At 63.6% G+C, this 25,626-nt stretch carries 23 protein-coding genes and 1 pseudogene; 11 read left to right on the top strand and 13 right to left on the bottom strand.

Going from position 1 to position 25,626, the window contains the following annotated elements; genetic code table 11:
- Positions 1–567: 567 nt before the first annotated feature.
- Positions 568–4,482, top strand: coding sequence for an ATP-binding protein (locus IVA80_RS04965; RefSeq protein ID WP_247426116.1), 3,915 nt, complete (start codon positions 568–570; stop codon positions 4,480–4,482).
- Positions 4,483–4,775: 293 nt separating this feature from the next.
- Complete coding sequence (locus IVA80_RS04970) at positions 4,776–5,198, top strand: hypothetical protein (RefSeq protein ID WP_247426118.1); 423 nt, start codon at positions 4,776–4,778, stop codon at positions 5,196–5,198.
- 46 nt (positions 5,199–5,244) lie between these two features.
- On the opposite strand, the pseudogene IVA80_RS04975 reads toward IVA80_RS04970, so the two are convergent.
- Positions 5,245–5,361, bottom strand: a pseudogene (locus tag IVA80_RS04975) (DUF1488 domain-containing protein); the annotation flags it as partial.
- Between the two features lie 118 nt (positions 5,362–5,479).
- On the opposite strand from IVA80_RS04975, the gene IVA80_RS04980 reads away from it, so the two are divergent.
- On the top strand, positions 5,480–5,977 hold the full coding sequence (locus tag IVA80_RS04980; protein ID WP_247426120.1) for a hypothetical protein: 498 nt from the start codon (positions 5,480–5,482) through the stop codon (positions 5,975–5,977).
- Between the two features lie 50 nt (positions 5,978–6,027).
- A complete protein-coding gene (ftsZ, locus tag IVA80_RS04985) occupies positions 6,028–7,287 on the top strand; it encodes a cell division protein FtsZ (protein WP_247426122.1) in 1,260 nt (419 codons plus the stop codon).
- Between the two features lie 199 nt (positions 7,288–7,486).
- Here ftsZ and IVA80_RS04990 read toward each other — a convergent pair whose 3' ends face one another.
- From IVA80_RS04990 to IVA80_RS05005, 4 genes are all read right to left on the bottom strand, one after another.
- Entirely contained in the window at positions 7,487–8,146 is a 660-nt protein-coding gene (locus IVA80_RS04990; RefSeq protein ID WP_247426124.1) for a hypothetical protein, read from the bottom strand.
- Between the two features lie 143 nt (positions 8,147–8,289).
- Positions 8,290–8,568 (bottom strand): DUF1488 family protein, encoded by a 279-nt coding sequence (locus IVA80_RS04995; protein WP_247426126.1) that lies wholly within the window; start codon positions 8,566–8,568, stop codon positions 8,290–8,292.
- Positions 8,569–8,809: 241 nt separating this feature from the next.
- Positions 8,810–9,106, bottom strand: a complete 297-nt coding sequence (locus IVA80_RS05000; RefSeq protein ID WP_247426128.1) for a hypothetical protein — start codon at positions 9,104–9,106, stop codon at positions 8,810–8,812.
- On the bottom strand, positions 9,099–9,365 hold the full coding sequence (locus IVA80_RS05005) for a hypothetical protein (protein ID WP_247426131.1): 267 nt from the start codon (positions 9,363–9,365) through the stop codon (positions 9,099–9,101). Before IVA80_RS05005 ends, IVA80_RS05000 begins: the two co-directional genes overlap by 8 nt.
- A 205-nt stretch (positions 9,366–9,570) precedes the next feature.
- Here IVA80_RS05005 and IVA80_RS05010 point away from each other — a divergent pair, with 205 nt between their 5' ends.
- The 3 genes from IVA80_RS05010 (at position 9,571) to IVA80_RS05020 (ending at position 12,200) form a co-directional block, all read left to right on the top strand.
- Positions 9,571–9,894, top strand: a complete 324-nt coding sequence (locus IVA80_RS05010) for a hypothetical protein (RefSeq protein ID WP_247426133.1) — start codon at positions 9,571–9,573, stop codon at positions 9,892–9,894.
- A gap of 240 nt (positions 9,895–10,134) precedes the next feature.
- Positions 10,135–11,466, top strand: a complete 1,332-nt coding sequence (locus IVA80_RS05015; RefSeq protein WP_247426135.1) for a DUF2235 domain-containing protein — start codon at positions 10,135–10,137, stop codon at positions 11,464–11,466.
- A 488-nt stretch (positions 11,467–11,954) separates the two neighbouring features.
- Positions 11,955–12,200, top strand: a complete 246-nt coding sequence (locus IVA80_RS05020; RefSeq protein ID WP_247426137.1) for a PilZ domain-containing protein — start codon at positions 11,955–11,957, stop codon at positions 12,198–12,200.
- Between the two features lie 24 nt (positions 12,201–12,224).
- Here the strand turns inward: IVA80_RS05020 and IVA80_RS05025 are convergent, their stop codons facing one another.
- The 5 genes from IVA80_RS05025 to cobS form a co-directional block, all read right to left on the bottom strand.
- The gene (locus tag IVA80_RS05025) at positions 12,225–12,632 is read right to left on the bottom strand and encodes a hypothetical protein (protein ID WP_247426139.1); all 408 of its coding nucleotides are present in this window, start codon (positions 12,630–12,632) and stop codon (positions 12,225–12,227) included.
- 324 nt (positions 12,633–12,956) lie between these two features.
- The gene (locus tag IVA80_RS05030) at positions 12,957–14,069 is read right to left on the bottom strand and encodes an NADH:flavin oxidoreductase/NADH oxidase (RefSeq protein ID WP_247426141.1); all 1,113 of its coding nucleotides are present in this window, start codon (positions 14,067–14,069) and stop codon (positions 12,957–12,959) included.
- 149 nt (positions 14,070–14,218) lie between these two features.
- The gene (locus tag IVA80_RS05035) at positions 14,219–15,313 is read right to left on the bottom strand and encodes an esterase-like activity of phytase family protein (protein WP_247426143.1); all 1,095 of its coding nucleotides are present in this window, start codon (positions 15,311–15,313) and stop codon (positions 14,219–14,221) included.
- Positions 15,310–17,208, bottom strand: a complete 1,899-nt coding sequence (gene cobT, locus IVA80_RS05040) for a cobaltochelatase subunit CobT (protein WP_247426145.1) — start codon at positions 17,206–17,208, stop codon at positions 15,310–15,312. The genes IVA80_RS05035 and cobT overlap by 4 nt, the downstream gene beginning before the upstream one ends.
- Positions 17,209–17,394: 186 nt before the next feature.
- Positions 17,395–18,393: a cobaltochelatase subunit CobS gene (gene cobS / locus IVA80_RS05045; RefSeq protein WP_247426147.1), complete on the bottom strand. Its 999-nt coding sequence runs from the start codon at positions 18,391–18,393 to the stop codon at positions 17,395–17,397.
- A 298-nt stretch (positions 18,394–18,691) separates the two neighbouring features.
- Here cobS and IVA80_RS05050 point away from each other — a divergent pair, with 298 nt between their 5' ends.
- On the top strand, positions 18,692–19,351 hold the full coding sequence (locus IVA80_RS05050; protein ID WP_247426148.1) for a DedA family protein: 660 nt from the start codon (positions 18,692–18,694) through the stop codon (positions 19,349–19,351).
- Between the two features lie 155 nt (positions 19,352–19,506).
- Here IVA80_RS05050 and IVA80_RS05055 read toward each other — a convergent pair whose 3' ends face one another.
- The gene (locus IVA80_RS05055; RefSeq protein ID WP_247426149.1) at positions 19,507–20,733 is read right to left on the bottom strand and encodes a citrate synthase family protein; all 1,227 of its coding nucleotides are present in this window, start codon (positions 20,731–20,733) and stop codon (positions 19,507–19,509) included.
- 74 nt (positions 20,734–20,807) lie between these two features.
- Between IVA80_RS05055 and IVA80_RS05060 the strand changes: the two genes are divergently transcribed.
- Both IVA80_RS05060 and IVA80_RS05065 read left to right on the top strand, forming a co-directional pair.
- Positions 20,808–21,896: a citrate synthase/methylcitrate synthase gene (locus IVA80_RS05060; protein WP_247426150.1), complete on the top strand. Its 1,089-nt coding sequence runs from the start codon at positions 20,808–20,810 to the stop codon at positions 21,894–21,896.
- A gap of 189 nt (positions 21,897–22,085) precedes the next feature.
- On the top strand, positions 22,086–23,126 hold the full coding sequence (locus IVA80_RS05065) for a sensor histidine kinase (protein ID WP_247426151.1): 1,041 nt from the start codon (positions 22,086–22,088) through the stop codon (positions 23,124–23,126).
- 1 nt (position 23,127) lies between these two features.
- On the opposite strand, the gene IVA80_RS05070 is transcribed toward IVA80_RS05065, so the two are convergent.
- Positions 23,128–23,763 carry a DnaJ domain-containing protein gene (locus tag IVA80_RS05070; RefSeq protein WP_247426152.1) on the bottom strand — a complete coding sequence of 212 codons (636 nt, stop codon included), beginning with the start codon at positions 23,761–23,763 and terminating at the stop codon, positions 23,128–23,130.
- A 105-nt stretch (positions 23,764–23,868) separates the two neighbouring features.
- Here IVA80_RS05070 and IVA80_RS05075 point away from each other — a divergent pair, with 105 nt between their 5' ends.
- Entirely contained in the window at positions 23,869–24,138 is a 270-nt protein-coding gene (locus tag IVA80_RS05075) for a BolA family protein (protein WP_247426357.1), read from the top strand.
- 121 nt (positions 24,139–24,259) lie between these two features.
- On the opposite strand, the gene IVA80_RS05080 is transcribed toward IVA80_RS05075, so the two are convergent.
- Positions 24,260–25,564, bottom strand: coding sequence for an HlyC/CorC family transporter (locus IVA80_RS05080; protein WP_247426153.1), 1,305 nt, complete (start codon positions 25,562–25,564; stop codon positions 24,260–24,262).
- Between the last annotated feature and the right edge of the window lie 62 nt (positions 25,565–25,626).

Genomic DNA, 25,626 nt, shown 5'->3' on the forward strand with positions numbered 1-25,626 from the left:
CGTCTCTCATGACCTCAACTTCTCGAACCGCCCGGTGCGGACCCGCATGCCGGGTGGTGTGGCAGGGGAGCGACCCACAAGGTCGCCCCCTATGCCGATCTCGCGCAATTCCTTTTCTCTCTCCATGACGGCAGGGCTCGACCCGGCCATTCACGTCCTGCTTTGAAAGCAGACCGTATTATCACGGTGCAAGTCACGCGCATGCATGCTTGCGTACGCCCTCCGGTTGCCCTTGTATGGCCACGGGTCTAGGAGGTTCATGTTATGCGTAGTCTGGGAATCGTGGCGCTTCGCGCCGCGTTTGAGCGGCTGCGTTTCGAACTGCGAGGCGATTGCGTTTCGCGCTTCCAATCTGCAGCAACAGGCGATGATGCACCACGGGCAACCGGCGCTCATCTCACGCAAGAAGAGTTCGCTGATGCTAGGTGCAACCGGCGTCGCGCCGGACGCTCGGTGTTTGTCGTCGCCATCAACAAAATCGGCAAGCGGCCGACGAGATTTCGTGGAGCCCAAGTCAGGGGCTATCCAACGTTGAGTTCATAGATCATCTTGATATTAGGAGACAGCGTGTCCGAGTCCGAATCACGCGCTCTACACCTTCATACGCTTGCTTCGCTCATTGCTGACGTCGTCAGCGGCAGATCAGTTTCTATCCGTGGCGGAAAGACCTTCGTCTTGCCGGATGAAAGCACACGTAGCGCACTAGATTGGTACCGCAAGCGAGACTCGACTACATGGACTGCAAATGTAAGCGCAGCTCATGCTGAAGATTTGGTCGATAGTATTCTGCTGAAGCCACCTCAACTGCCACCGCTGTCAGCTCGTCCCGCCAACGCTAACCGTCGGCGCCTGCGACTGAAGAAGGTTGAGGCACATCGTTTTGCTGGGCTTCACAAATTTGGAACTCCCGCAGCCGCCCCTGAAAACTACGTCCACGAATTTTCGTCTTCCCTCACGCTGTTCGAAGGAAGAAACGGTTCGGGCAAAACCTCATTGCTTAACGCGATCATTTGGGCGCTCACGGGTGAAATGCTCCGCCCGCAACGTGTGCCCGAGGCCGCAGAAGATTTCGAATGCTGGATTGACGCTTCTACGCCAGGTCAGGAACGCACCGCTCACAAGTTGTCACCTCTTACACCGATGCCGAACGTGGAGCAGTATCGCCCCAACGAAGCATGGGTACCTGCCGATTCATGGATTGAGCTTACATTTGTTGACGAAACTGGAGCGGTATTGCCGATTGTTCGCCGCAGCCAGAGCCGATCTCTGCAAGGAAAGCTGAAGGAGACCCCACCCGATCTATCAGTTCTAGGGGTTGATCCAATCGCCATCAGGATCGGCTCCATTATGCCGGGGCTACTTCCACTAATTAAAGTCGGATCAGAATCCGAATTAGGTCGCGCCGTTTCCCAGCTTACCGGCCTTTCTGCTCTCGTCGACCTAGCGGAACACGCGCGACGGGCGAAGCTTAAAATCGACAAAGAATTTGTGAAGGCGAAAACGGCTGAACTCGGCCGAGCCGACGGCAACTTCAACACCGCAAAGGATGACCTAAGTAACATATTGCTTGCTCATCCAACCTTAGCGCCAGTACACGCCGTGCCTCAGCCATCTGAGGCCACAGATATCGAACGAACTTTGGTTGAGATCACCAAACACTTCGAAGGCGCGAAGGCTTCAGCGTTCGAATCTGCCAAGGATATTCTTGGTGAAAGCTTCGATCCTACGAATCTTGTCCTCATCGCCGAACTTGAAAAGAACGTCAGTCGGGCGCTTGAGCGAGCCAGCCGACCTCAAGACCTACCTTCTGCAACTCGGCTCGCAGCCTTGCGCCAAGTCTCATCGGATCAATTGCAAGCAACAGAAGATAGAATTCAGAGCATTCTCGGCGAGGCTAAAGCTCTCGACGCTTTGGCTCAAGACCCTTCGAGAGCAGCCCGTATACGCCTCTACGCTCGCGTAGCTACTTGGATCGCCGATCACCCCGATCCAGAACGCAAGAACGACGCTTGCGTCGTTTGTGGTAGCGATCTTAGCGAGGCAAAGGATCCCATAACAGGCATATTAGTCAAAACGCACCTGCACGATGCCGCGTCGGCTGCGGGTCTCCTTTCGCAAACAATTGGTCGTTGGGCAGAAAATGCACAAGGTGACTTGATGAGAAATCTGCCTGAAGCTCTTCGGGCAGAGATTGCACGAACACTCCCGGCACATCCCTGTGATCTACTTCGAACAGCAATTGTCGACGAACTCTTCGACTTCGAGCCATTCCAGGGCGTGTTAGGCGAGCTGAAGACGCAAACCGTTTCTACGTTTGACGACGTCGTTAAGAATCGAGCCCCGCTTGTCGACGCGACTAAAGTCGCCCTCCCAAGGGGATGCGATGCACTTAGCGAGGCCTTGAAACGGCTTGATTGCGCCGTTCGCTTTTCCAAATGGCGACAAAACAACGATCCGCTTGCACGGGAAATCGTAGCGCGGGTCTTGGGGCGCGCACCAAAAGAGAGTGAGCCCAGAGAGACAACCACGCTCACGGGGAAACTCCTCAGCCTGCAAGCGACCGCACATGCGGCGAAACCAATCTCTGATGCGATAATTCAGTGCGACCGGCTCAAACAGCACCTAAAGGTTCGCCGCGCCTCCGAAATTCGCCTTCGCGAATATCGAATTGCGAGCGCAGCATTAGGAAATCTCGCTAACTTGGGGCAACTCGCTGATCAGCAAGTCGACCACTTGCGTACAACCTTACGATCCGAGGCGGCGGCATGGCGAAAACGCATCTACCTTGGCGCGTTTCCGGATACTGCCCACGAACTGATCGACGCGGGGCTTGGTCGTAAGGGCGAATTGGATCTTGTCGTTCAGGCGGAGGGCGTCGCGGCCCCCGCACAACATGTGACAAACGCCTCGGCGTTACGCGCAAGCCTAGTCGCGTTCTTTCTCGCGTTTTGGGAGTACGTACTGAAAGAGCGTGGCGGGCTCATGACTTTGATCTTAGATGATCCGCAAGAGCTCTTAGACGATGAGAATCGAGAGCGTCTCGCCTCAGCGCTAATTCCACTCATCACGTCGGGTGCGCAGCTAGTCGTGTCATCCTACGACTCGCGTTTTTGCGCGCGAATCGCCCGTCTTATGGTTCCTGGCGGAATCGAACATCTTGAGGTTAATCCGGCAACACGCCTGCAACCAGTCATCCGGACCACGCCACCACTTCCAGTCATCGAGCAGCGAAAATCGCGATTTGAAGCCGATCCCAATTTAGAGGGGCCTGCTCGGGAGTTCGCAGATGGTTGCCGCGTGTTCTTCGAAGCGAAGCTCGGAGACATGTTCGACGATCCGGGTTTCGCGGCTTGGACCATCGCCAACCCAGACCCGACCTTGGCAACCTTTGTCCAACGTCTCCGCACGCTGGTGAAATCCGCTCCACAAGGGATGTTTAGCGCCCACATCTTCCGCCGCTTTGTTGACCACTCAGCGCTGATTGATGGCTCTCCTGTCATTGTCCTCATGAACAAGGCTCATCACGGTCGACGTCAAGAGATCAGGGCTGCCGATGTCGCGCAGTGCGCCAACGATTTGAGCGAACTTCTTGAAATCGTCGAGGCCATGTATGAGGAATCTTATCGTTGGCGACGCAGAGACGCACTCAAGGATCAACCGTTGGCCGAAGCGCAGCCACCCGCGCTTATCCCGATGCCTAATCCTGGCCTGAGCGTTTTAGTTTGCCCGGACCTAGCGGCATTTACTCAACATGCGCCGTCGGGAGAATCACAGACCTCTCCGGAGCGCCTCGCCCCGAATCTTTTCGATAATACCGTCACATACTTTCTCCGCCGACCCAATTATGGCTTTGCTGCCCCCGTGAATTCGCTAGCGATAGTTGAAGCACTACCGGGGCCGGTCGCGGATCGGAGGCTCGTTATAGCCCGATACGGAAGCACGACATATGCGCGCCGTTTGGTGCGCGGCGCGAATTCGGATGTCATCGGGCTCACCGCAGAAGTACCCGACCCACGCTCTAGGGCTCCGAAGACCATTTTTCTCTCTGAAACCGCCGTAGCCATTCATCGGGTGGTCGGAATAATCTTCGATCATAACTTAGCGGCCTCGCAAGGTCAGGATGAGGCAGTCCAGGTCGATGCAAGTAGCGTCCTGAAGCGCATTGAGATCGCATTTCGCGTGTCCGACGACAGCGCCGTCCCACTAGCTCTTGAAGGACAGGTGGTATTGGGAGGCGCGCGTATTGAGCTGAATGAACTTGGGCAAGATAGAGATACGCTCGTAGCACTGACCCTTGATGACGGGTCGAGTATTTTCAAGCGGGTCGGGGCCGCGTTACCGATTGAACTTGGTCCCCTATGGCAATTCGAGAGCATAGGTGGGCTCGGCTCATCTCAGATTCTTTCTATCGGTAAACCACAAAAGGGGTTCCGAACCGTTACAAGCGCAAGGGCAATTATAGGTGTGCTCTATCACGGCTAGTCGCACCCGGCTGGTCCGTCCAGCTTGATCGCCGACACCGAAACGTTTCCTATTGCATTTTGTCGGCACGAATACCTATTCCTGCCGTGCTCGCTATCTTCGTCTCGCCCTACCCCCCGAAAAATCAATACTCCGCAGCACGATCTCCGGCAAGGTGCCCTGAGCGCGCGGTGGCGCGGGCTCGCGGCGGGGCGAAGACTCTGGCGTGTCGATCCGCCGCCTGCTTCGGCGCAACGGCCTGCTGTCAGTCCGTAGTTATACCGGTTCAGCGAAGGTCTCATTGATCTCGCGCATTGGCTGCGCTTCTGTGCGGCTTTTCCGGCTGGGGGATTCTTATGCGTAATTTGAGCGTGGCGGTCTTTGCGACCGCGCTTGCTGGCTGCGCTTCTTCATCATCTGACATAACGGCGGCTTACGTCTCGCCGGTGCAATATCAACAGTACAACTGCCAGCAGCTCGCGCTGGAGGCACAGTCGGTGTCCACTAGAGCTGCGACTCTCTCCGGAGTCCAAGACAGTCAGCGCTCCAAAGATCAGGTTGTGACGGGTGTTGCTGTCGTTGTGTTCTGGCCCGCGGCGTTCCTGGTCGGAGGCGACAAACAGGCTGCGGCCGAACTGGCGCAGATGAAAGGACAATTGGTCGCGATCGAACAGGCCTCGGTCGCAAAGAAGTGCAACATCCAATTTCAGGGCAAGCCGCAAGAACCACCGAAGTAGACGCCCTCTCCCCTACGCCCCGAAAATCGATGCTCCGCAGCACGATTCACGGCGGCGTGCCCTCGAACCCTCTCGCCTGATATTTGCGTTCCACGCAGGCTTCGATGCGGTCGTGCAGGCGCATGAACTGAGCTTCACGCTCGTTGGGCCTGGGGCGCGCGCCCGGCGCTTGCGCCGCTCGCGCGTTAACCGTCCGTTAACCAACGCAGCCTAGCCTGACGTTATCGTCCAGTCATCATCAGCCCGAAATGCCTTCCCGGTTCGCTCCAGGAGAAGCGTCGATGTCCGTTGCGTTGCTGACGTATGCCGATCTTAGTGCCCGCCTCAATATCTCTCGCGAGGCCGCTCGTTCGCTTGCCCGACGACACCGGTTGCCGCGCTCGCGTTCGGATGATGGCAAAGCCCTGGTGAGCGTTGATGTCTCCGAACTCCGGTACGTGCCCCGGCCGCGCATTGGCCGCCGGGCAGACCCCATCACCGCCGCCATGGCAAAGATCGAGGCATTCAAGGCGGAGGTCGCGCGGCTCGAAGCAGTCGCAACCGGCTACAGGGCGGATTTCGAGCGCGAGCGCGAGCGCGCCGATCGCCTGGCCGTCGAGCTGATGCAGGCGGCTGCCGAGACGAGGGCAGCCAATGCGTGGGTGGCACGACTGGAAGACGAAGTGGCGGCGCTGCGGACCGGTCGCCGGGCTGGCGGCGCGGGCGCGGGACAAGCCGCGCTTCGATTGGGACATCTGGCCGCGGCCATCGTGGGCGCAGACCGCGCGGCACGCAGGTAGCACTCGAACCTTTCTCCATCCCGGCCTGCCGGAGCAACCGCGAGGACAGAATGACTGGCATCAGCGATATTCACGAGATGAAGGCGCGCATTGTCGTGTTCGGGGTCGGCGGCGCCGGCGGCAATGCCGTCAACAACATGATCACGGCCGGGCTGCAAGGGGTCGACTTCGTCGTCGCCAATACCGACGCGCAGGCGCTTGCCATGTCGAAGGCGACGCGCCTCATCCAGCTGGGCACCAAGGTGACCGCAGGCCTTGGCGCCGGCTCGCAGCCCGAATTGGGACGCGCCGCAGCCGAGGAGGCAATCGATACGATCCGCGATCATTTGGCCGGCGCGCACATGGTGTTCGTGACTGCCGGCATGGGCGGCGGAACCGGCACCGGGGCTGCCCCCATCATCGCCAGGACTGCGCGCGAGCTCGGCATCCTCACGATCGGCGTGGTCACCAAGCCATTCTACTTCGAGGGCACGCGCCGCATGCGCTTTGCCGAAGCCGGCATCGAGGAACTGCTGAAGTCAGTCGACACCCTGCTGATCATCCCGAACCAGAACCTGTTCCGGGTGGCCAGCGAGAAAACCACATTCGCCGATGCCTTTGCCCTTGCCGATCAGGTGCTTTATTCGGGTGTGGCCTGCATCAGCGACCTCATCGTCAAGGAAGGCCTGATCAATCTCGATTTTGCCGACGTTCTCTCCGTGATGCGGGAGAAGGGCAAGGCCATGATGGGAAGGGGCGAAGCTTCCGGCGAGAAGCGCGTGCTCGCCGCCGCCGTGGCCGCAATTTCCAATCCATTGATCGAGAACCCCTCGATCAAGCGCGCCAGCGGCCTCATCATCTCCATCACCGGCGGCCGGGATCTCATGCTGTTCGAAGTCGACGAAGCTGCTACCCGGATTCGCGACGAGGCCGACCCGGACGCCAACATCATCGTCGGCGCTTCCTTTGATGAAACCCTCGAAGGCGTCGTCCGCGTCTCAGTGGTGGCGACCGGAATCGATAATCTTGACCCGGCGCAGCAGACACAACCGGCGGAAAGCCCACTCACGCAGCTCGCCGGCAGGCTGCGCAACGACAGCCGCCGCATCGCCGATCGCATCGAGCGCGGCGCACCGCTTCCGCAAGCGGAGAGCCCGCCGCTTCGCCCGGAGGCCCGCCACCCCGCGGGGCAACCGGCAAGGCAAAATCCGGAATATGCGCGCCACGCGGCTCCTCAGCCGCACGATCCTTACGGCCGCTCCTCTGCGCCGAATGCGGCCGACGAAGGCATTCTCGATATCCCAGCCTTCCTGCGCCGCGCGGCCAACTGAGCGGTCGGACGAGCCGGAGCTACTTGTCGCCAATGCCGGAAATGGATCGCTGCTAGGCGGCCCGCCTACGGCGGGCTCGTCACCATGAGGGTTTGATATCCCGCCGCGAAACGCGACCTCATCCTGAGGGCCCGCTGCAAGCGGGCGTCTCGAGGGATGGCCGCAGACGAGCTTCCGAGGTGCGCAGCGCGCCGATCCTTCACGCCGCGGTGCTGCGCGAGTTCTCCGCTGCGTCCCCTTTTTCCGCCTCCTTGTCGCGAGACAGCCATGCCGGGAAACGAAGCAGGCGATCGTTGTTGTCTTTTGGCGGTTCGATGGGCGGTACGATGAGCGCCTCATTGGCCGAACTCGGGAGGTCCAGTGCAGCGTGGCCGGCTCGCACCGCATCCGCGCGTTGGTCCAGCTCGCGCAACAGCGGATCGATGACGCTGTCGATTTCGGTCGCCACCGATACTAGAAAACTGTTGAGCTCGCGGGCCTCGGGCACAACGGCCGCAGCCTGCTCGATCGCCTTGCAGAGACCTTCGACGACAGGTGCAAACGCGCTTCCCGCCTGTTTGATTCGGGTTTTGACCGCTTCGATTTCGCTCAAGGCGCGCGCACGCTCCCGCCTGTTCTTCTCCTCCGAAAGGCGGGCTTCGATTTCGGCGATCTGCGCCGTCAGAGTCGCGGCTTCGGACGCCAGAGCATCGCGTCGTCCGCGCGCGCGATCGAGATCGCGGCTGAGATTGTCCACTAAGTCGTCCTTTCCGAACATTGCATTGCTCCGTAGGACAGCCGTGACGCGAACCGCCAGCCCGCCAAGCAGATCAAAGGCTGGAACAGGCATCAACTTCGGGCGCGTCACATGGGCCGACATGGTGATCCCCCAATCATCCACATTAGGCGACCGCATGGTTAACAAGTGGTTAATTTCAACAGCTGATGCGGCAGCGGGGCCGCGGATGCGACCGAAAATGCGCGAAGCTTGCGCACGCTCGCGGTGCGAACCCTCGCCTCCCCCTATCCCCGAAAATCAATGCTCCGCAGCACGATGCCCGGCGGGGTGCCCTCGAACTCGGTCGCCTGATACTTCCGTTCCACGCAGGCTTCGATGCGCTCGCGCAGTCGGGTGAACTGGGCTTCGCGCTCATTGGGCCTGGCGCGCGGGCCGCGCTCGAGGTCGTCCATGGCGGAGGTCGAGATCGCGCAGGCGATCTCCTTCGCGCCGTCCTGCATCGAGAACTGGACGATGCCCCGGTCCTGCTCGTGGCCGATGAAGCGGCTGGTCGTGAGCGTCATGGCGGACTCCTTTACGCGATGGCTTCGTTAGAGCCGGACGAGACCGGGCTCGATACCTCCACGGAGGCGGTGCGCTCCCTCTCCCGCTTGCGGGGGAGGGTTGGGGTGGGGGTGTCTCCACAAGCGGGACCCCCCGTGCGGAGAGAGCCCTCACCCGGCACGCTCGGGACGATGCTTCGCATCGCCCGGAGCGCGCCGACCTCTCCCGCGCGCGGGAGGGGGGAAGCGGCCGTGGCTGGCTTCAGCCGTCGCCGTTGAGCCTTGCGAAATCGTCGAACAACGCGGCCACCAGCGCGCGGTGGCGGGTGTCTTCGCTGGGCAGGCTCGCGGCATAGAGGTTGAGCAGATGGCGCGCCTTCACGGCGGCCTCCGGCCAGGACGCGGCGGGCACCGTCATCATGCGGTTTTCGAGATCGGCCTCGCGCTCGCGCAGCTCCCTGACCTGGGACTCGACCTCGGCCAGCGCGCGGCGCAAATCGGTTGCCTTCTGTGCAGCCATGCCGCGATGGCTGTCGAGATCGACCGGGATGTCAGTCATTGGCGGCGCTCGCATCGGTCGCCTGCGCATCCGCAAGGTCGACCGAGCCGATCGACAGCATCTCCATCGCACCGCGCACGCCTTCGGCGGGCACCGTGATCATGGTGGCCACGCGGCGATACGATGCGAACGACAGGCCGTCGATCATCTCCTCGTCGGTGACGACCTCATAGGCGCCCGCCGGCAACTCGCGCGCGATGCCGCGGATGTGGAATGGATGCTTGAAGGTGATGGTTTCTCGCCGCGAGCGGATGGACATGCACGCCTGCCTTTCGAAGAAGGGGCCCCAACCGACGCCAGCTCTGGCGAAGCATGCGCCCGTTGGGCGGCAATAGCCAGCCTTATCATCACGATGCGCGTGCACCGCGGTCGCAGCACGGACGCTCGCGCGCGACGGTTTAACCCTCGCTATCGGCGTGGCGCAGGCGTAGGCTCGCGTCCATCGCCGCAGCTCGGAGTGGATCGTGCCGCAATTTGACGTTCCGCTGCTCGTTCTGCCGCGGACGTGCACGACCACCAATGCGGCCGTCGCGCTGCGGCTGGCGCGACAGCTCTTGCGCGAAGGCACCATGGACGTGCGCGTCTGCACGCCGCGGCCGGGTGCTGCAATCGGACCAACTCAGCGAATTCGAACCCCAGAGGAGACCGACATCATGGCCAAGGGACAGCAACGCAGCAATCGCGAGACCAAGAAGCCGAAGAAGGACAAAACCAAGGTGATCGCCGCAGCCCCGACCCGCAAGGAAGCGAACTGGCAGCCGGATTTCGGGCCGGCGAAGAAGAAGTAGGCACTCCTTTCGCCTTTCCCCGCGTGCGGGGAGAGGCCGGAATTTGCGTAGCAAATTCCGGGTGAGGGGGACTCTCCGCGAGTCCAACTCTCACCTCGCCCGGCGAGACTCCCCCTCACCCCAGCCCTCTCCCCGCAAGCGGGGCGAGGGAGCGGACCGCCGTCGCCGCCCCCATCGTCTCCTTTCCCCCACGCTTTTGCGCTATACTCGCCCCGGTAGCATCGCCGGGAGGGGCGTGCCGTGGAGCATGAGCGCAACATCGACCACAACACCACGCCGAAAAATCTCGTCATCTGCTGCGACGGCACCGGCAACGAGATCGGCGAAAACATCTCCAACGTCCTGAAGCTGTATCGCTGCCTGCGCAAGACCGACAAGACGTCGCCGCGGCAGCTGGTGTTCTACGATCCCGGGGTCGGCACGATGACGGAGCCGTCGACGTGGCATCGCTGGAAGGCCAACCTCAATCTGGTGCTGGGGCTCGCCACCGGCTACGGGCTGGATGACAATGTGCTGTCGGCCTATCGCTTCCTGGTCGAGCATTACGCTCCGGGCGACAAGATCTATCTGTTCGGCTTCTCGCGCGGCGCCTATACCGTGCGGGTGCTGGCGGGGCTGATCCACAAGATCGGGCTGATCTCGCCGGAGCAGGCCAACCTCGCAGGCAGCGGCCTCGTCGCCTACAAGCAATATTCCGGCACCGGGCGCGGCAACGACATCGAGGACCTCAACGACCTCGCCGTCGACGATCAGGGACCGCTGCCGAAGGACGCGTTCGACCTTGCCGCGCAATTCGCGCGCATCACCTCGACGCGCTGGCCGACCATCCATTTCATCGGTGTCTGGGACACGGTGGCGAGCGTGATCGTGCCGCGGCGCGACAACCTCTTCTATCTGTTCAGCCTGGAGGAGCTCGCCTTCACGCTGCGCAATCCCAGCGTCAACATCTTCCGGCAGGCGATCGCGATCGACGAGCGGCGCTGCATGTTCCGCCTCAAGGTGTGGGAGGCGCCGCAGGACTATTGGCGCAACCGCTACGTGCCAGACGAGAAGAAGGAGCCGCAGGACATCCTGCAGGTGTGGTTCGCCGGCGTGCATGGCGATGTCGGTGGCGGCTATGCGGAGGCCGAGAGCGGCGATTCCAAATATCCGCTGCTGTGGATGATCGAGCAAGCGGCCAAAGCGGGCCTGAACTTCAATCCGCGCACGGTCAACCAGCTCGCCTTCGGCATCCAGCGCAAGAACTCACCGTTCCACTACGTCGCGCCGGCTTACACCGGCAAGACCGGCATGCTGCACAATTCGATGACGGCACTCTGGCGCGCGCTGGAGTATCTGCCGAAGAGCGCGAGGTACAAGGAATGGCCGGAGCGGAAGGTGTTGTTGGGCTTCTACATCCCCGATTGCGAACCGCGCGTCATTCCGGAAGGCGCGCATGTGCATGAGAGCGTGCTGAAGCGGATGGCGGTGGAGCCGGGCTACCGGCCGGTGAATTTGCCGAAGGACTATGTGACGGTGCCGATGCCGGTGGGGCCGCAGCATGCGGAGCCAGGGGAGATTGTGACGGGCTGAGGTGGACCCGCGCGGCACGCTGTCCTCCCTTCTCCCCTTGTGGAGAAGGTGGCGCGAAGCGCCGGATGAGGGGTTCTCTCCGCGAATTGAGATAAGAGTGGGATTCGCGGAGAGAAACCCCTCACCCGTCTCGCCGCTTCGCGGCGATCCCCCCTCTCCCACAAGGGGCTAAGGCATGCACACATCTCAAAAATGGAATCTAATACAGGGACTTAGATGACCCCGGATTTCGGAACCGCCCAAAGAGCGGTCGGTCAGCTATCATTGAAAAGACTCGCGCTTTCTATGGGTGCTGACCAACGACCGAAAGATGTGTGCACGCCTTAGCCCACAAGGGGAGAGGGGAAGCACTCCACCTCGCTACCGCCGTCTCCATTCGCCGCTACTTTTCATTAAAATTCTCCGCGCTGCCTTAGCCGGATCGCATCATCTTTCTTCCATCATGATCGCGAGCCCACCGCGACCTGCGGAATTGGAGGAGAGTGCCAATGCATCCGCGCCGACATGCCCGCGTGAAACCCGCCGGCCTGGTGTCCCGCCAGGCCAAGATCATCACCGACCCGCGCGCGCCGGTGATCCCCTGCACGTTGATCGACTACTCGCCCGGCGGCGCCTGCGTCGATCTCGGCGGGCAGGTGACGATCCCCGACAGGTTCGAGCTGCTGCACGTCAACACCAAGAAGCGCTGCCGCGTCGCCTGGAAGCGCGGCACGCGGGTGGGCGTGGTGTTCTGAGGCGCGCTGCGCGCTGACCCTCCGCTACTTCCGCATCCGCGCTTTCGCGCCGGCGACGATCTGCATGGCGACGCCGGCGATCCAGCCGAACAGAGCGAGCCAGGTCCACGCCATGTGCGGATCGAGGTGCAGCACGATGACGGCGACGGAGGCGAGTGCGGTGAGCGTGGCGCAGAGCGTGCCGGCAGAGCTCAACAATTCCGCGGCGTCGATGCTGCTGTGCGCGTCGTCGAAGGGAAGCTGCGGCGTGTCGATGCCGAGATAGAAGCCGACGAAGCCGAGCAGCATCATCAGCAGCAGGAAGCCCTGCGTGGTGAGCGGCGCGATCGCCGAGCCGACATAGGCGCCGACGAACAGCCCGCACGCCGCGCCTGCCATCGCAAGGCCCACGCGCTCGATGACGTGGGCAGCCTTCCGGACACGAAACCGCATGGCGGGCCTCCGTGATACCTCGGATGTGCGCAGGTTAGGCCAGTTTCGGGGGAGGTGAAAGGCGAGGAATTTTACCGGTGCGTGAGCGTGGAGAGGGGCGAAAAGTTCCGCCACTTTCTCCGCTGTCGTCCCGGACAAGCGCGCCCCAAGCGCGCCGATCCGGGAGCCATAACCACAGGATGTGATTTGGCGAAGACTCGTAGTCGCCGACTTCGTGCGACAACTCCTCGCTGTGGTTATGGATCCCGGATCTGCGCTTGCGCTTGTCCGGGACGACAATCGAGTTGGAGGCGCTGCTATCGCGCCTGAACCCCGCACGCGCCCTCACCGCGCTCCGAACGTCGTCTTTCCGAACAGCGCCTTTTGCGTCGGGGGCTGCGAGCGCCAATATTGCGGCGGCGCCTCGACCTCGCCGCCGACCTCGGCGGCAGCATGCCAGCCCCAGCGGGGGTCGTAGAGGATGCCACGGGCGAGCGCGATCATGTCGGCCTTGCCGGATCCAACGATCTCTTCCGCCTGTTTGGCTTCGGTGATCAGGCCCACGGCCATGGTGGGCAATCCCGCCACGCGCTTGATGGCGTCGGCGAACTGCACCTGATAGCCGGGGCCGAGCGGAATCTTCTGCAGCGGCGAGACGCCGCCGGAGGAGGCATCGATCCAGTCGACGCCGCGCGCCTTCAGCGCTTTGGCAAATTCAATCGTCTGCGCGAGATCCCAGCCGCCCTCGACCCAATCGGTCGACGACACCCGGATGCCGACCGGCTTGTCGTGCGGAAACACGCTGCGCACCGCGTCGTACACCTCTAGCGGAAAGCGCATGCGATTTTCGAGCGAGCCGCCATATTCGTCGGTGCGCCTGTTCGAAATCGGCGACAGGAACTGATGCAGGAGATAGCCGTGCGCGCCGTGCAGCTCGATCGCGTCGATGCCGAGCCGGGCCGCGCGCCTGGCGCTGTCGACGAAGGCGTCGCGGATGCGCGCAAGACCGGCCGCATCCAACGCCAGCGGCGCGGCCTCGCCCTCCTTGTGCGGCAGCGCCGATGGTCCCACCGTCTGCCAGCCGCCCGCACTCACCGGAATGAGCTGGCCGCCGTCCCAGGGCCGCGCGCTCGACGCTTTGCGCCCCGCATGCGCGAGCTGCATCGCAATCGCCGTCGAGGAATGTTTTCGCACGGAGGTCATGATCTGCTTCAGCGCCGCCTCGCAGGCATCGCTGTAGAGCCCGAGGCAGCCCGGCGTGATGCGGCCGATCGCCTCGACATGGGTCGCCTCGATGCAGAACATCGCAGCCCCCGACAGCGCGAGGTTGTTGATATGGGTGAAATGCCAGTCGGTGGCGACGCCGTCGTCGGCCGAATACTGGCACATCGGCGACACCACGATGCGGTTCTTCAGCGTCAGGCCGCGCAGCTTGATCGAGGAAAACAGGGCGCTCATGCGGGAGTTCCGGCGGATGGAGGACGATGGGGAGAGTGTAGTGAGGGAAGCGCGGATTGCCAGCCGCGTAAGGGGCATGCCCGCCAGCGATGCTATGCATTGCGGCGGCGGATTTGGTGCCAGCCTGCCTGCGCTCGCAATGACGGGTGCTACTCCACCAGCGTGAACTGCAGCAGCAGCGTGCGCTGGAGCATCGAGAAATTATCGTCCGATACCAGCGTCAGCACGGTCTCGCCCTCGGGCGTGACGTGGGCGTCGATGCCTTCCATGTTATCGATCTCGTGGCCGAGATCGGCGGCAAACAGCGCTGGGCCGTCGACCAGCGCGTTCGGCGCGACGGATTTCAGCGGGATCGCGCGGATGCGGATGTTGACGCCGGTGAACCAGGAGAATCTGCGTTCGAGGATCAGCAGCTCGCCCGAAGGCAGCAGCACGGCGTCGCTGATGTCGAACTTGTCGGTGCGGCGCACGCTGAACTGGCCGGGCGTGGGGCCGCCGATCAGGAACGCGACCAGATTGCCGTCGGCATCGAGCCCGCGCTCGGAGAACGCGATCAGGGTGCCCGGGAGCGGCTGGCCCTTTGACATTTCCTTGGGCACGAACACCAGCGCTTCGAGCCCCTTGTTGTAGGGCAGCTTGCGCACGGCGGGCGGCGTCGGCAGCACCTCGCCGCGGGCGCGTGTGCCGCCCTTGGCGAGATCGAAGCGCATGATCTGGTTGACGCGCTCGAGCCCGACATAAACGAGGGAGCCGTCGCGCGCGAGCGACTCGGTATCGTACCAGAGCCGTTTCTCCGTGATCGGCCGGCCCTCCGCATTGAGCATCGGCGCTGCCTCGACATCGTCGAGCCCGATCATCTTGTCGCCGGAATAGCGGATGGCGCCGGTGAACCAGCCGCCCTGGTCGGAGATTGCGAGGAAGCGCTCGCCCTTCGCATCGAGCCGGATGCCGGACAGGCCGCCGAAGCCGCGATAGGGCGAGGTCAACACCAGCCCGCTGCGATATTGCAGCGAGCCGAAGCGCACGCGCGAGCGGTCGCGCGGCTCGAAATTGGGAATCGGACGCGCATTCACCTCGATGCTGACCGGCGCGGTGACGGCATGCTCGAGCTGCGCGGTGACCTGAGCTGTTCTTGGTGGCGGCTCGGTCGCAGGCTGCGCCTGCGCCAGGCGGGAGATTGCGAGAGTGGAAAATCCCGCCGCCGCATGGCCCAGAAAGCTGCGGCGGGATCGATGCGTGCTCACGAATGCAATTTGCGTCGCGGGCGACCGGCCGGCTGGGTGGGCGCTGTGTTGGTCTCGCTGAACAGCTCGGCGAGCTTTTCGGTGATGGCGCCGCCGAGTTCTTCCGCATCCACGATCGTCACCGCGCGGCGATAGTAGCGCGTCACGTCATGGCCGATGCCGATCGCGATCAGCTCGACCGGCGAGCGGGTCTCGATCTCCTCGATGATGTGGCGCAGATGCCGCTCGAGATAGTTGCCGGCATTGACCGACAGGGTGGAATCGTCGACCGGCGCACCGTCCGAGATCATCATCAGGATCTTGCGCTGCTCGGGGCGGCCGAGCAGGCGCTTGTGCGCCCAGTCCAGCGCCTCGCCGTCGATATTCTCCTTCAGCAGCCCCTCGCGCATCATCAGGCCAAGGTTTTTCCGCGCACGGCGCCACGGGGCGTCGGCGGATTTGTAGATGATGTGGCGGAGATCGTTGAGGCGGCCGGGATTGGCCGGCTTGCCGGCGGCAAGCCAGGCTTCGCGCGATTGCCCGCCCTTCCAGGCGCGCGTGGTAAAGCCCAAGATCTCGACCTTGACGCCGCAACGCTCCAGCGTGCGCGCGAGAATGTCGGCGCAAGTCGCCGCCACCGTAATGGGGCGTCCGCGCATCGAGCCGGAATTGTCGAGCAGCAGCGTCACCACGGTGTCGCGGAACGTCGCCTCCTTCTCGTGCATGAAGGATAGCGGGTGATAGGGATCGGTCACCACGCGCGACAGCCGCGCGGGATCCAAAATGCCCTCTTCGAGATCGAACTCCCAGGCGCGGTTCTGCTGCGCCATCAAGCGCCTCTGAAGGCGGTTGGCGAGGCGGGCGACGATGCCCTGCAGATGCGCGAGCTGCTTGTCGAGATAGGCGCGCAGGCGCTCCAGCTCGTCATGGTCGCAGAGATCTTCGGCGGCGATGATCTCGTCGAATTTCGGCGCAAAGGCATGATATTCCGGCCCGCGCGGCTCGTTGGCGCCGCGCGAATTCGGCCGCGTGGCCTCGCCCGGCGTCTCGTCATCGCCGAGCTCGCCGTCGTCGAAGGTGTCGGAAGTCGAGGCCTGCGCGCTTTCCATCGCGCTCTCGCTCATCTCCTCGCTCGAGGCCTGCGCCTGGTCGGCGCTCATCTCCTGCGCGGCATCGGAATCGGGCGAGCCTTCGGCGCCGGACTGATCGTTGTCGCCGTCGCGGTTTTCCTCGTCGTCGTCGTCTTCGCTGTCGGCGCTGCGCTCGTCGCCGAGCTCGAGCGCGGTCAACAGGTCATGCACGGCGTCGCCGAACCGGGTCTGGTCCTCGACCAGGCCATCGAGCCGGTCGAGCCGCCTGCCGATCTTGTCTTCGAGAATGGGACGCCAGAGATCGACCACTTTTTTCGCGGCGGTCGGCGGCGCCATGCCGGTCAGGCGCTCGCGCACCAGCATCGCCAGCGCATCCGCCAGCGGCGCATCGGCACGGTCGGTGATCTCGTCGAACTTGCCGCGATGGAAATGATCGTCGAGCATCGCGGTGAGGTTCTTCGCAACGCCGGCCATGCGGCGCGCGCCGATCGCCTCGACCCGGGCCTGCTCGACCGCCTCGAACACGCCGCGTGCCTGCGGATTGCCGGGCATCAGCTTGCGATGCAGCTTTGCATCATGACAGGCGATCTTGAGCGCGATGGAATCGGCGTGGCCGCGCACGATCGCCGCATCGCGCTTGGTCATTTTTCGCGCGGGCTCCGGCAGCCGCGCCTTGCCGGGCGCGAGCCCGGGACGCTCGGCGGCAAAGCTGACGTCGAGCTCGGGCGATTTCGCGATCGCCTTCAGGCAGGAGGCCACCGAGCGCTTGAATGGCTCGGTCGGCGCTTCCTTGGTGTTGCGGAATTTGCTGTTGGAGGTGGTCATGTCGATCTCACCGTCGTCCCCGCGAAGGCGGGGACCCATAGCCACAGGGAGCGGTTATTGAGCGCACTGACGGCCCCGATCTTCGCGACAACCACGTCCTGTGGTTATGGGTCCCGGCTCTGTGCTTCCTCCCGACGGCGTTTCGCGCCGCCAGGAGTGCGCTTGTCCGGGACGACATCTCAAACCTTAGCTCAGCGCCACGTTGACCGCCGATTCCGGCAGCTCCGCGTTGAAGCAGCGCTGGTAGAACTCGGCGACCAGGGGACGTTCGAGCTCGTCGCATTTGTTGAGGAAGGTGACGCGGAAGGCGAAGCCGATATCGCCGAAGATGTCGGCGTTCTCAGCCCAGGTGATCACCGTGCGCGGGCTCATCACCGTCGACAGATCGCCGTTGGCGAAGGCGTTGCGGGTGAGGTCCGCAAGGCGAACCATCTTGTTGACGATGTCGCGGCCCTCCTGCGTGCGATAGTGCTTGGCCTTGGCCAGCACGATCTCCACTTCCTCGTCATGGCTGAGATAGTTCAGCGTGGTGACGATCGACCAGCGGTCCATCTGGCCCTGGTTAATCTGCTGGGTGCCGTGATAGAGGCCCGAAGTGTCGCCGAGGCCGACAGTGTTGGCGGTCGAGAACATGCGGAACGCCGGATGCGGCTTGATCACCTTGTTCTGGTCGAGCAGCGTCAGGCGGCCCGAGACCTCAAGCACGCGCTGGATCACGAACATCACGTCCGGACGGCCGGCGTCATATTCGTCGAACACCAGCGCGACGTTGTGCTGCAGCGCCCAGGGCAGGATGCCGTCGCGGAATTCGGTGACCTGCTTGCCGTCGCGGACCACGATCGAGTCTTTGCCGACGAGATCGATACGGCTGATGTGGCTGTCGAGGTTGACGCGCACGCAGGGCCAGTTCAGCCGGGCGGCGACCTGCTCGATATGGGTGGATTTGCCGGTGCCGTGATAGCCGGTCACCATCACGCGGCGATTCCTGGAGAAGCCGGCGAGAATGGCGAGCGTGGTGGCGCGGTCGAAACGATAGTCGGAGTCAACTTCCGGTACGTGAGGATCGACTTCGGAATAGGCCGGCACTTCGAGATCGGTATCGATCCCGAACACCTGGCGCACCGACACCTTCATGTCGGGCAGACCGGAAACTTCCTCAACTTTGGACATGGCGGCGGTCGTCATCAATCCTCCGAGGTCCCGGGCGGTCCCGAAACCAGTTATTTGCACGTAGGCTGCGGCTGGGTGCGTCTGCGAACCTATCAGAGACAACGTGCTGGCAGAAGCCCGCGCCCCAATCAAAGTTCCGTTGTGTTTTCATTTAGATAGGCAAGGAACGCAGTTTTTGGAGGGCTGCGTTGCGAATCACGCTTGAATTTCGGGCGGGATGCGCGGCCTGCCCACGCGAATGGCAGTTTTGCCGCCGCTTCTTACTTTAAGTAGGGTCTGAACCCGAATACCCCGCCGCGAACACAGAGGCGACGTGACGTCCTTCCTCGATCCCTTCATATCCTTCGTTTCGGCCCATGCGTGGCTGGCCTATCTGACCCTGTTCCTGGCGGCGCTGCTCGAGGCCGTTCCGGTGGTGGGGTCGGTGATCCCGGGCTCGACCATCATTTTGGCGTTGAGCGCCCTGATTCCGGGCGGCGAGCTGAAGCTGCCATGGGTGCTGCTGGCGGCCGCGCTCGGCGCGGTGCTCGGTGACGGTTCGGCGTACTGGATCGGGCACCGGCAGCAGCGCGATATCCTCAACACCTGGCCACTGACCAATTATCCGCGCGTGGTCGAGCAGAGCGAGAATTTCTTCCACCGCTTTGGCACCTGGGCGGTGTTCCTTGCCCGCTTCGTGCCGCCGATCCGCGCCTTCGTGCCCGTCACTGCCGGCGCGCTGGGGATGGCCCCCGCGAAGTTCTATGCGGTGAACATCCCCGCGATCCTGGTCTGGGCCCCGGCGCATGTGCTGCCCGGCGTGCTGGCGGTGTCAGCCCTGCATGAATATGCCGGCCTACCGCACCATGGCCATGTGGGCAAGCATCTCTGGATCCTCGCCGTGGTGGCCGTCGCGATCGTGGCGGGCGTGGCGGTGTGGACCATTCGCCGGAGGCACGGTGGTGGAATCACGGAAGCGAAGCCGCGGGCCTGATCTGCTGCATCCAAGCACACCGCCCTCATCCCGAGGGCCCGCCAACGGCGGGCGTCTCGAAGGATGGCCGCGGGCGAGAGCCGGGCCTGCATGGTTCGAGAGGCGCGGTTCGTGAGGCGCGTGAAGGGCGCGCCCCTCGCCGTGAGGGTCTGGATTTAGCTCTTGAGCTCAGCCCCCGTCCTCCGTCCCGGCGCCGGCCCGACATACCGCGCCCGCGGCCTGATCAGCTTGCCGAACTGCAATTGCTCGCTGGCGTGGGCGATCCAGCCGACGCTGCGGGCCATGGCGAACAGCGCGAGCTCGCTGCCGGCCGGCAGGCGCAGCGCATGCACGAGCACTGCGAGCGCATAGTCGATATTGACGAGCTCGCCCGTCGCTTCAGCGATGCGCTCCGGCACCTCTTTGGTGAATTTGCGCGGTGCGCCGGTGCGGGATAGGGCATTCAGGAGCGACTGCGCGCGCCGATCGCCGCGCTTGTAGACGCCATGGCCGAAGCCGGCAAAGCGCTCGCCAAGCGCGACGCGTTCGCGGACCATCGGCTCGACGTCACGGTCGACCAGGGTCTTGACCAGCTGCGAGGCGAGCACACCGGCGCCGCCATGCTTCGGCCCCTTCAGCGCGGCGAGTCCGGCGATGACGGAATCATAGAGGTTGAGACCGGTTGACGCAGCGCAACGCGCAGTGAAGGTGGAGGCGTTCAATTCATGCTCGGCGAGCAGAACCAGGGCGCGGCGAATGAGATCGGCCGCGTGATTGCTGTCGGGTGCCCAGGCCCTGGCGATCTGCTGGTGCAAAGGCTCGGCTGACGGCTCCGCGTTAAGCATGGTCGCGACCAGGAGCCGGACAATGCGCGCACCGACCATCGCACGTCCATCATGCGCGCGGGTGAAGGCGCGCGGGTCGGCGCTCGATGCGAGTGCCAGCACGGCGATGGCGCGATCGATCGGTGCGGCACGGCGCGCGGCCTCACCGATCGCGCGCATCTCGTCGGAGACCACAGGACAATTGTCCGGCGTGAACGGATCGACGCCGGAGACGTCCCACAGCAGCGTCGCGGTGTGCTCCAGCGTGTCGCTCTCGGCGAGATCGACGCAGTTGACCCCGCGATAGATCGGGCCGTCCTCGGTGATGGTCGATATCTCCGTGTCCATCACCGGCAGGTCGGCATCGAAGCTGCGCAGGCCGCGCGGCTCCGGCGGCGGCACCCGGCGCTCCTTCAGCGCGCGGACGTCCTCGGCCCGGTAGCGGTTCTTGCGCGAATCCGGCGTCGGCTCGGAGCGGATCAGGCCGCGGCTGACATAGGCGTAGAGCGTGGCCGGCGAGATCGCGAGCTCGGCGGCGGCTTCCCGGGCGGAGAGGTACAGCTCCGGAGAATTTTTCATATTGATTTATGTAATCAAGATTGATCAATCCGTCGAGAGGTCCGACCTTTCCTCGTGCAAAGGAGATTTGGGCCATGAACATCCACCTCACCAAAAGCCAGATCGGGCTGGACGGCGTCCCCGCGGCCGAGACCGTGCTGAGCCATGTCGACGGCGAGCGCGGCGAGCTGATCATTGCAGGCGAGCATGTCGGCACGCTCGCCAGCCAGTCGAGCTTCGAGGGCGTCACCGCCCGGCTCTGGAACGGCGCCAGCAAGACCACGCTGAGCGAAGCCAATGTGCGGGCGCATCTGGGGCTCGCACGCGAGCGCGCTTTCGCGCGGCTGCCGGACCTGTTGCCGGCAACCCGGGGCACGGGCATCGTCGACGGGTTTCGTGCGGCGGTCGCGGGGCTTCGCGCCGAGAGCGGGCTGGCGCACGAAGCAACGATCGTCGGCGCCTTCCCGGTGATATCGGGCGCATTGGTCCGCCGCGCCAAGGGCCTCGATCCGGTCGCCCCCGATCCGGATGCGAGCCATGCCGCCGACACGCTGCGGATGCTGCGCGGCGCGTCACCGGAGCCGCGCGAAGTCGCGGCGCTGGATGCCTATTTCGTCACGGTCTGCGATCACGGCATGAACGCCTCGACCTTCACCACGCGCGTGGTGGCGTCCACCCAGGCCGATCTGTTCGCCGCCGTCACCGCCGGCTATTGCGCGCTGACCGGTCCCCTGCATGGCGGCGCGCCGGAACCGGTGCTGGAGATGCTCGATGCGATCGGCTCCAGCGAGCACATCAAGCCATGGGTCGATGCGGCGCTCGTGCGCGGCGAGCGGCTGATGGGCTTTGGCCATCGCGTCTATCGCGTGCGCGACCCGCGCGCCGACGTGCTCAAGGCCGCGATCGAGCGGCTTTCCGGCGGCGGTGCCGACCTGCCCTTTGCCGGCGAGGTCGAGGCCTATATCCGCGCGGCGCTGCGCAAGAAGAATCCAGACCGGCCGCTGGAGACCAATGTGGAGTTCTTCACCGCGATCCTGCTCGATGCCCTCGCGATTCCGCGCCAGGCCTTTACGCCGATCTTCGCCGTCGCCCGCGCCGCGGGATGGACCGCGCATGCCCGCGAGCAGCAGCGCACGGGACGGCTGATCCGGCCGAGTTCGTCCTATGTCGGGGCAGTGCCGTAATCGGGCGCCATGCGCGGCATAATACTCGCGGCATAATACTATTGTCGTCCAGGCAGGAACCGACAATCACAGGGCGGAGTCCTCGCGCGACATCGTGGGTGCGAGGACGGTCTGCATCTTCCCGCGATCACTTGGAACACCCGCTCTCCTGACGACTTACCTAACGTGCCCCGGTAGATCAGGAACGCGATGCTGGATTTGTTTGGACAATCGGACGAGGCCAGGATCGACCATATCGCCGCCGGCTATGCCGCCAGCCGGAGCGAGGCCGGGACGGATTCCGAAAGACGATTCCGCGATTTGCTTCAGGCGTTACCTGCCGCGATCTACACGACCGACGCAGCGGGCTGCATCACCTTCTTCAATCGCGCCTGCATCGATTTTGCCGGACGCACCCCGAAGATCGGCGAGATGTGGTGCGTGACCTGGAAACTCTATCTTCCCGACGGCACGCCGCTCCCCCACGATGAATGCCCGATGGCAATCGCGCTCAAGCAGAACCGGCCAGTGCGCGACGTCGAGGCCGTGGCCGAGCGGCCGGACGGCTCCCGGATCTGCTTCATGCCATATCCGACGCCGCTGCGCGACGAACGCGGCCGATTGGTCGGTGCGGTGAACATGCTGGTCGACATCACGGCGCGCAAGCAGGCCGAGCAGCGGATGATACTGCTCACCTCCGAGGTCGATCATCGCTCGAACAATTTGCTCGCAGTGGCTCAGGCGATGCTGCGGCTGACGAAGGCGGATACCGCAGAAGAGTTCCAGGCCGCATTTGCGGGCCGGCTCAGCGCGCTTGCCAACGTGCAGAGGCTGTTCTCGGCTTCGCGTTGGACCGGCGCGAATCTGAAGACCATCGTGGAAGAGGAGCTCCGGCCGTACGCAAGTCGAGACGGCGAGCGGATCAGAATCGCGGGAGACGACGTCCGCCTGCCGCCTACGCTGGCCCAGTCGATCGCAGTTGCGCTGCATGAGCTGGCGACCAACGCCGCCAAGTATGGCGCGCTGTCGATGCCTTCGGGAAGGTTGGAGATCCGCTGGGAGACCAATGGCGCAGAGCCTCTCGTGCTGCACTGGTCGGAGAGCGGCGGTCCTCGGGTCAACCAGCCGCCGACGCGCAACGGCTTTGGAATCGGCGCGGTCGATGGCATCATCCGGACCCTGCGCGGAAGGATTACCCGGCAGTGGAGGCCGGAAGGACTGGTTTGCGAACTGTCCTTCCCGGAGGCCTAGCCTAGGGCTCCCGCACCACCGTCTTCAGATAATTGTACGCCTTGATGATCTCGATCAAGCGGTCTTCGGTCGAGCGGTCGCCGCCATTGGCGTCGGGGTGGTGCTGCTTGACCAGCGCCTTGTACTTGGTCTTGACGTCGGCGAGCGTGGCACTGGGACCGAGGCCCATGACCTGGAGCGCCTTGCGCTCGGCGTTCATCACCTTGCGTGTTTCGGCCTTGGGCGGCGCCTCCGGACCCTTCCGCCAGCTGGCGCGGCCGTTGAGCTCCTGGAACATGCTGAACGGATCGAAGGCGCCGTCGATCTCGGCTTCAGCGCCCTTCTTGACGCCGCCATTGGCGCCCATCTTCCAGGTCGGACGGTGGCCGGTCAGCGCATCCTTCTGGTAGCGCGCGACGGCATCGGCATTCATGCCGGAGAAGAAATTGTAGTTCTGGTTGTACTCGCGCACGTGGTTCAGACAGAAGTGCCAGTACTCGCGCGAATTCTCCCGGCCCTTGGGCGCGCGGTGTGCACCCTTGTTCTGGCACCCGGTCCATTCGCAATTGACCACGGTGTCGCGCGGCTTCACTTCCGGCTGCTTGCCCCGCGGCTTGACACGGATGGAGTCGAAGAACTTTGATGAATCGATCGGCATGGCTGACTTTGACTACGCAATGCAAAAACCTTCAAGTCTTGACATTGCAATTAGCTACAAACCCCCGGCATTGACGGGGCGGGACCGCACGCATTAATGGCACTCATGGTTATGAAAGATACTATCAGCAACAAGTTGCGGGAAGCTTTCACGCCGGAAAGCCTGCAAGTCGTCGACGAGTCGCATTTGCATGAGGGCCACGCCGGCCATCGGCCGAGCGGCGAGACGCATTATCGCGTCTATATCGTGTCTCAGGCCTTCAAAGGGAAGAGCCGGGTCGATCGCCACCGCATGATAAATTCGGCGCTGGCCGCGGAACTCTCCGGCAGCGTGCACGCGCTCGCGATCCACGCCCAGGCGCCGGGGGAAGGCTAACGGCTGTCATGCCCGCGGAGGCGGGCATCCAGTACTCCGAGACGGCGCGGCTAGAATCGAGCTGCCGCGGCGTACTGGATCGTCCGCCTTCGCGGACGATGACCGCGTTCCGGAGCAAGCGTCAAAACGACGTTCCGGCCCGGCGCGGCTTGGCTTCTTCCAGCTCCGCGTCGCGCGGCACCGGGGAAATACGGAGCGCGGTGATGCGGTTGCGCTCGCGGCGCAGCACGCGGAAGCGGAAGCCGTGGAACGTAAAACTCTGGCCACGGTCGGGGATCGAGCGCGCCTCGTGGATGACGAGGCCGGCGACCGTCGTTGCCTCTTCATCGGGCAGATGCCAGTCCATGGCGCGGTTGAGATCGCGGATCGGCACCGAGCCGTCGACCACGACCGAGCCGTCCGGCTGGGCGCGTACGCCCGCGACCACGACGTCGTGCTCGTCGGAGATGTCGCCGACGATCTCCTCCAGAATGTCTTCCAGCGTCACAAGACCTTCGACTTCGCCGTATTCGTCGACGACCAGCGCGAAATGGGTCTTGCGGCGGCGGAACGCCTTGAGCTGCTCGGAGACGGGCCGCATCTCCGGCACGAACCAGGGCGGCAGCGCGATGGTGGAGGCGTCGATGCGCGAGGTGTCGCCGTCGGAAGCGCGGATCGCGCGCAGCAGATCCTTGGCGTGGAGCACGCCGATGATGTTCTCCGGCTTCTCGCGCCACAGCGGAATGCGGGTGTATTCGGTCGCCAGCACCTCCCGCACCAGCTCTTCCGGCGGCAGGTCGGCGTTGATCATCATCATCTCGGTGCGATGAATCATGACGTCGGAGACCTGGAGCTCGCGCAAATCGAGCAGCCCCCCGAGCATGTCGCGGTCCTGCTTCTCGAACTTGCCTTCATGGTGCAGCAGGTCGACCGCACCGCGCAGGCGCTCGGTCGGCGACAGGATCGCCTGATGCTCGCCGGCAAGGCCGAACAGGCGCATCAGCAGGCGCACCACGATCTCGACCACACGGAGCAGCGGCCCCAGCACGTACATCGTCAGCCGCATCGGGCGCGCGACCGCCAGCGCCATGCGATCGGGCGCGTTGATCGCGATGGTCTTGGGCAGGACTTCCGCGAAGATCACGACCAGCACGGTCATCAGGCCGGTCGCATAGAGCACGCCGACATCGCCGAACCAAGCCGTGAAGATGCTGGTGGCGAGCGCGGAGGCGCTGATATTGGCGATGTTGTTGCCGAGCAGCAGCGCGCCGATCAGGCGCTCGCGCATGTCGAGCAGCTGCGACACCACGTCGGCGTCGCGATTACCCTGCTTGGACAGCCGCAGCATGCTGGCGCGCGAGGCGCCGGTCAGCGCGGTCTCGCTCGCGGCGAAGAAGCCGGAGACGAGCAGGCAGAGAATGACGATGGTGAATCCGAGCCAGTCCATGAACCACTCAAATTTGTTGTTTTGACGCGTTTTCTTTACGCGAACCGGTACCCACTTCGCTC

The sequence above is a fragment of the Bradyrhizobium sp. 139 genome (assembly GCF_023074175.1).
Classification (GTDB): Bacteria; Pseudomonadota; Alphaproteobacteria; order Rhizobiales; family Xanthobacteraceae; genus Bradyrhizobium.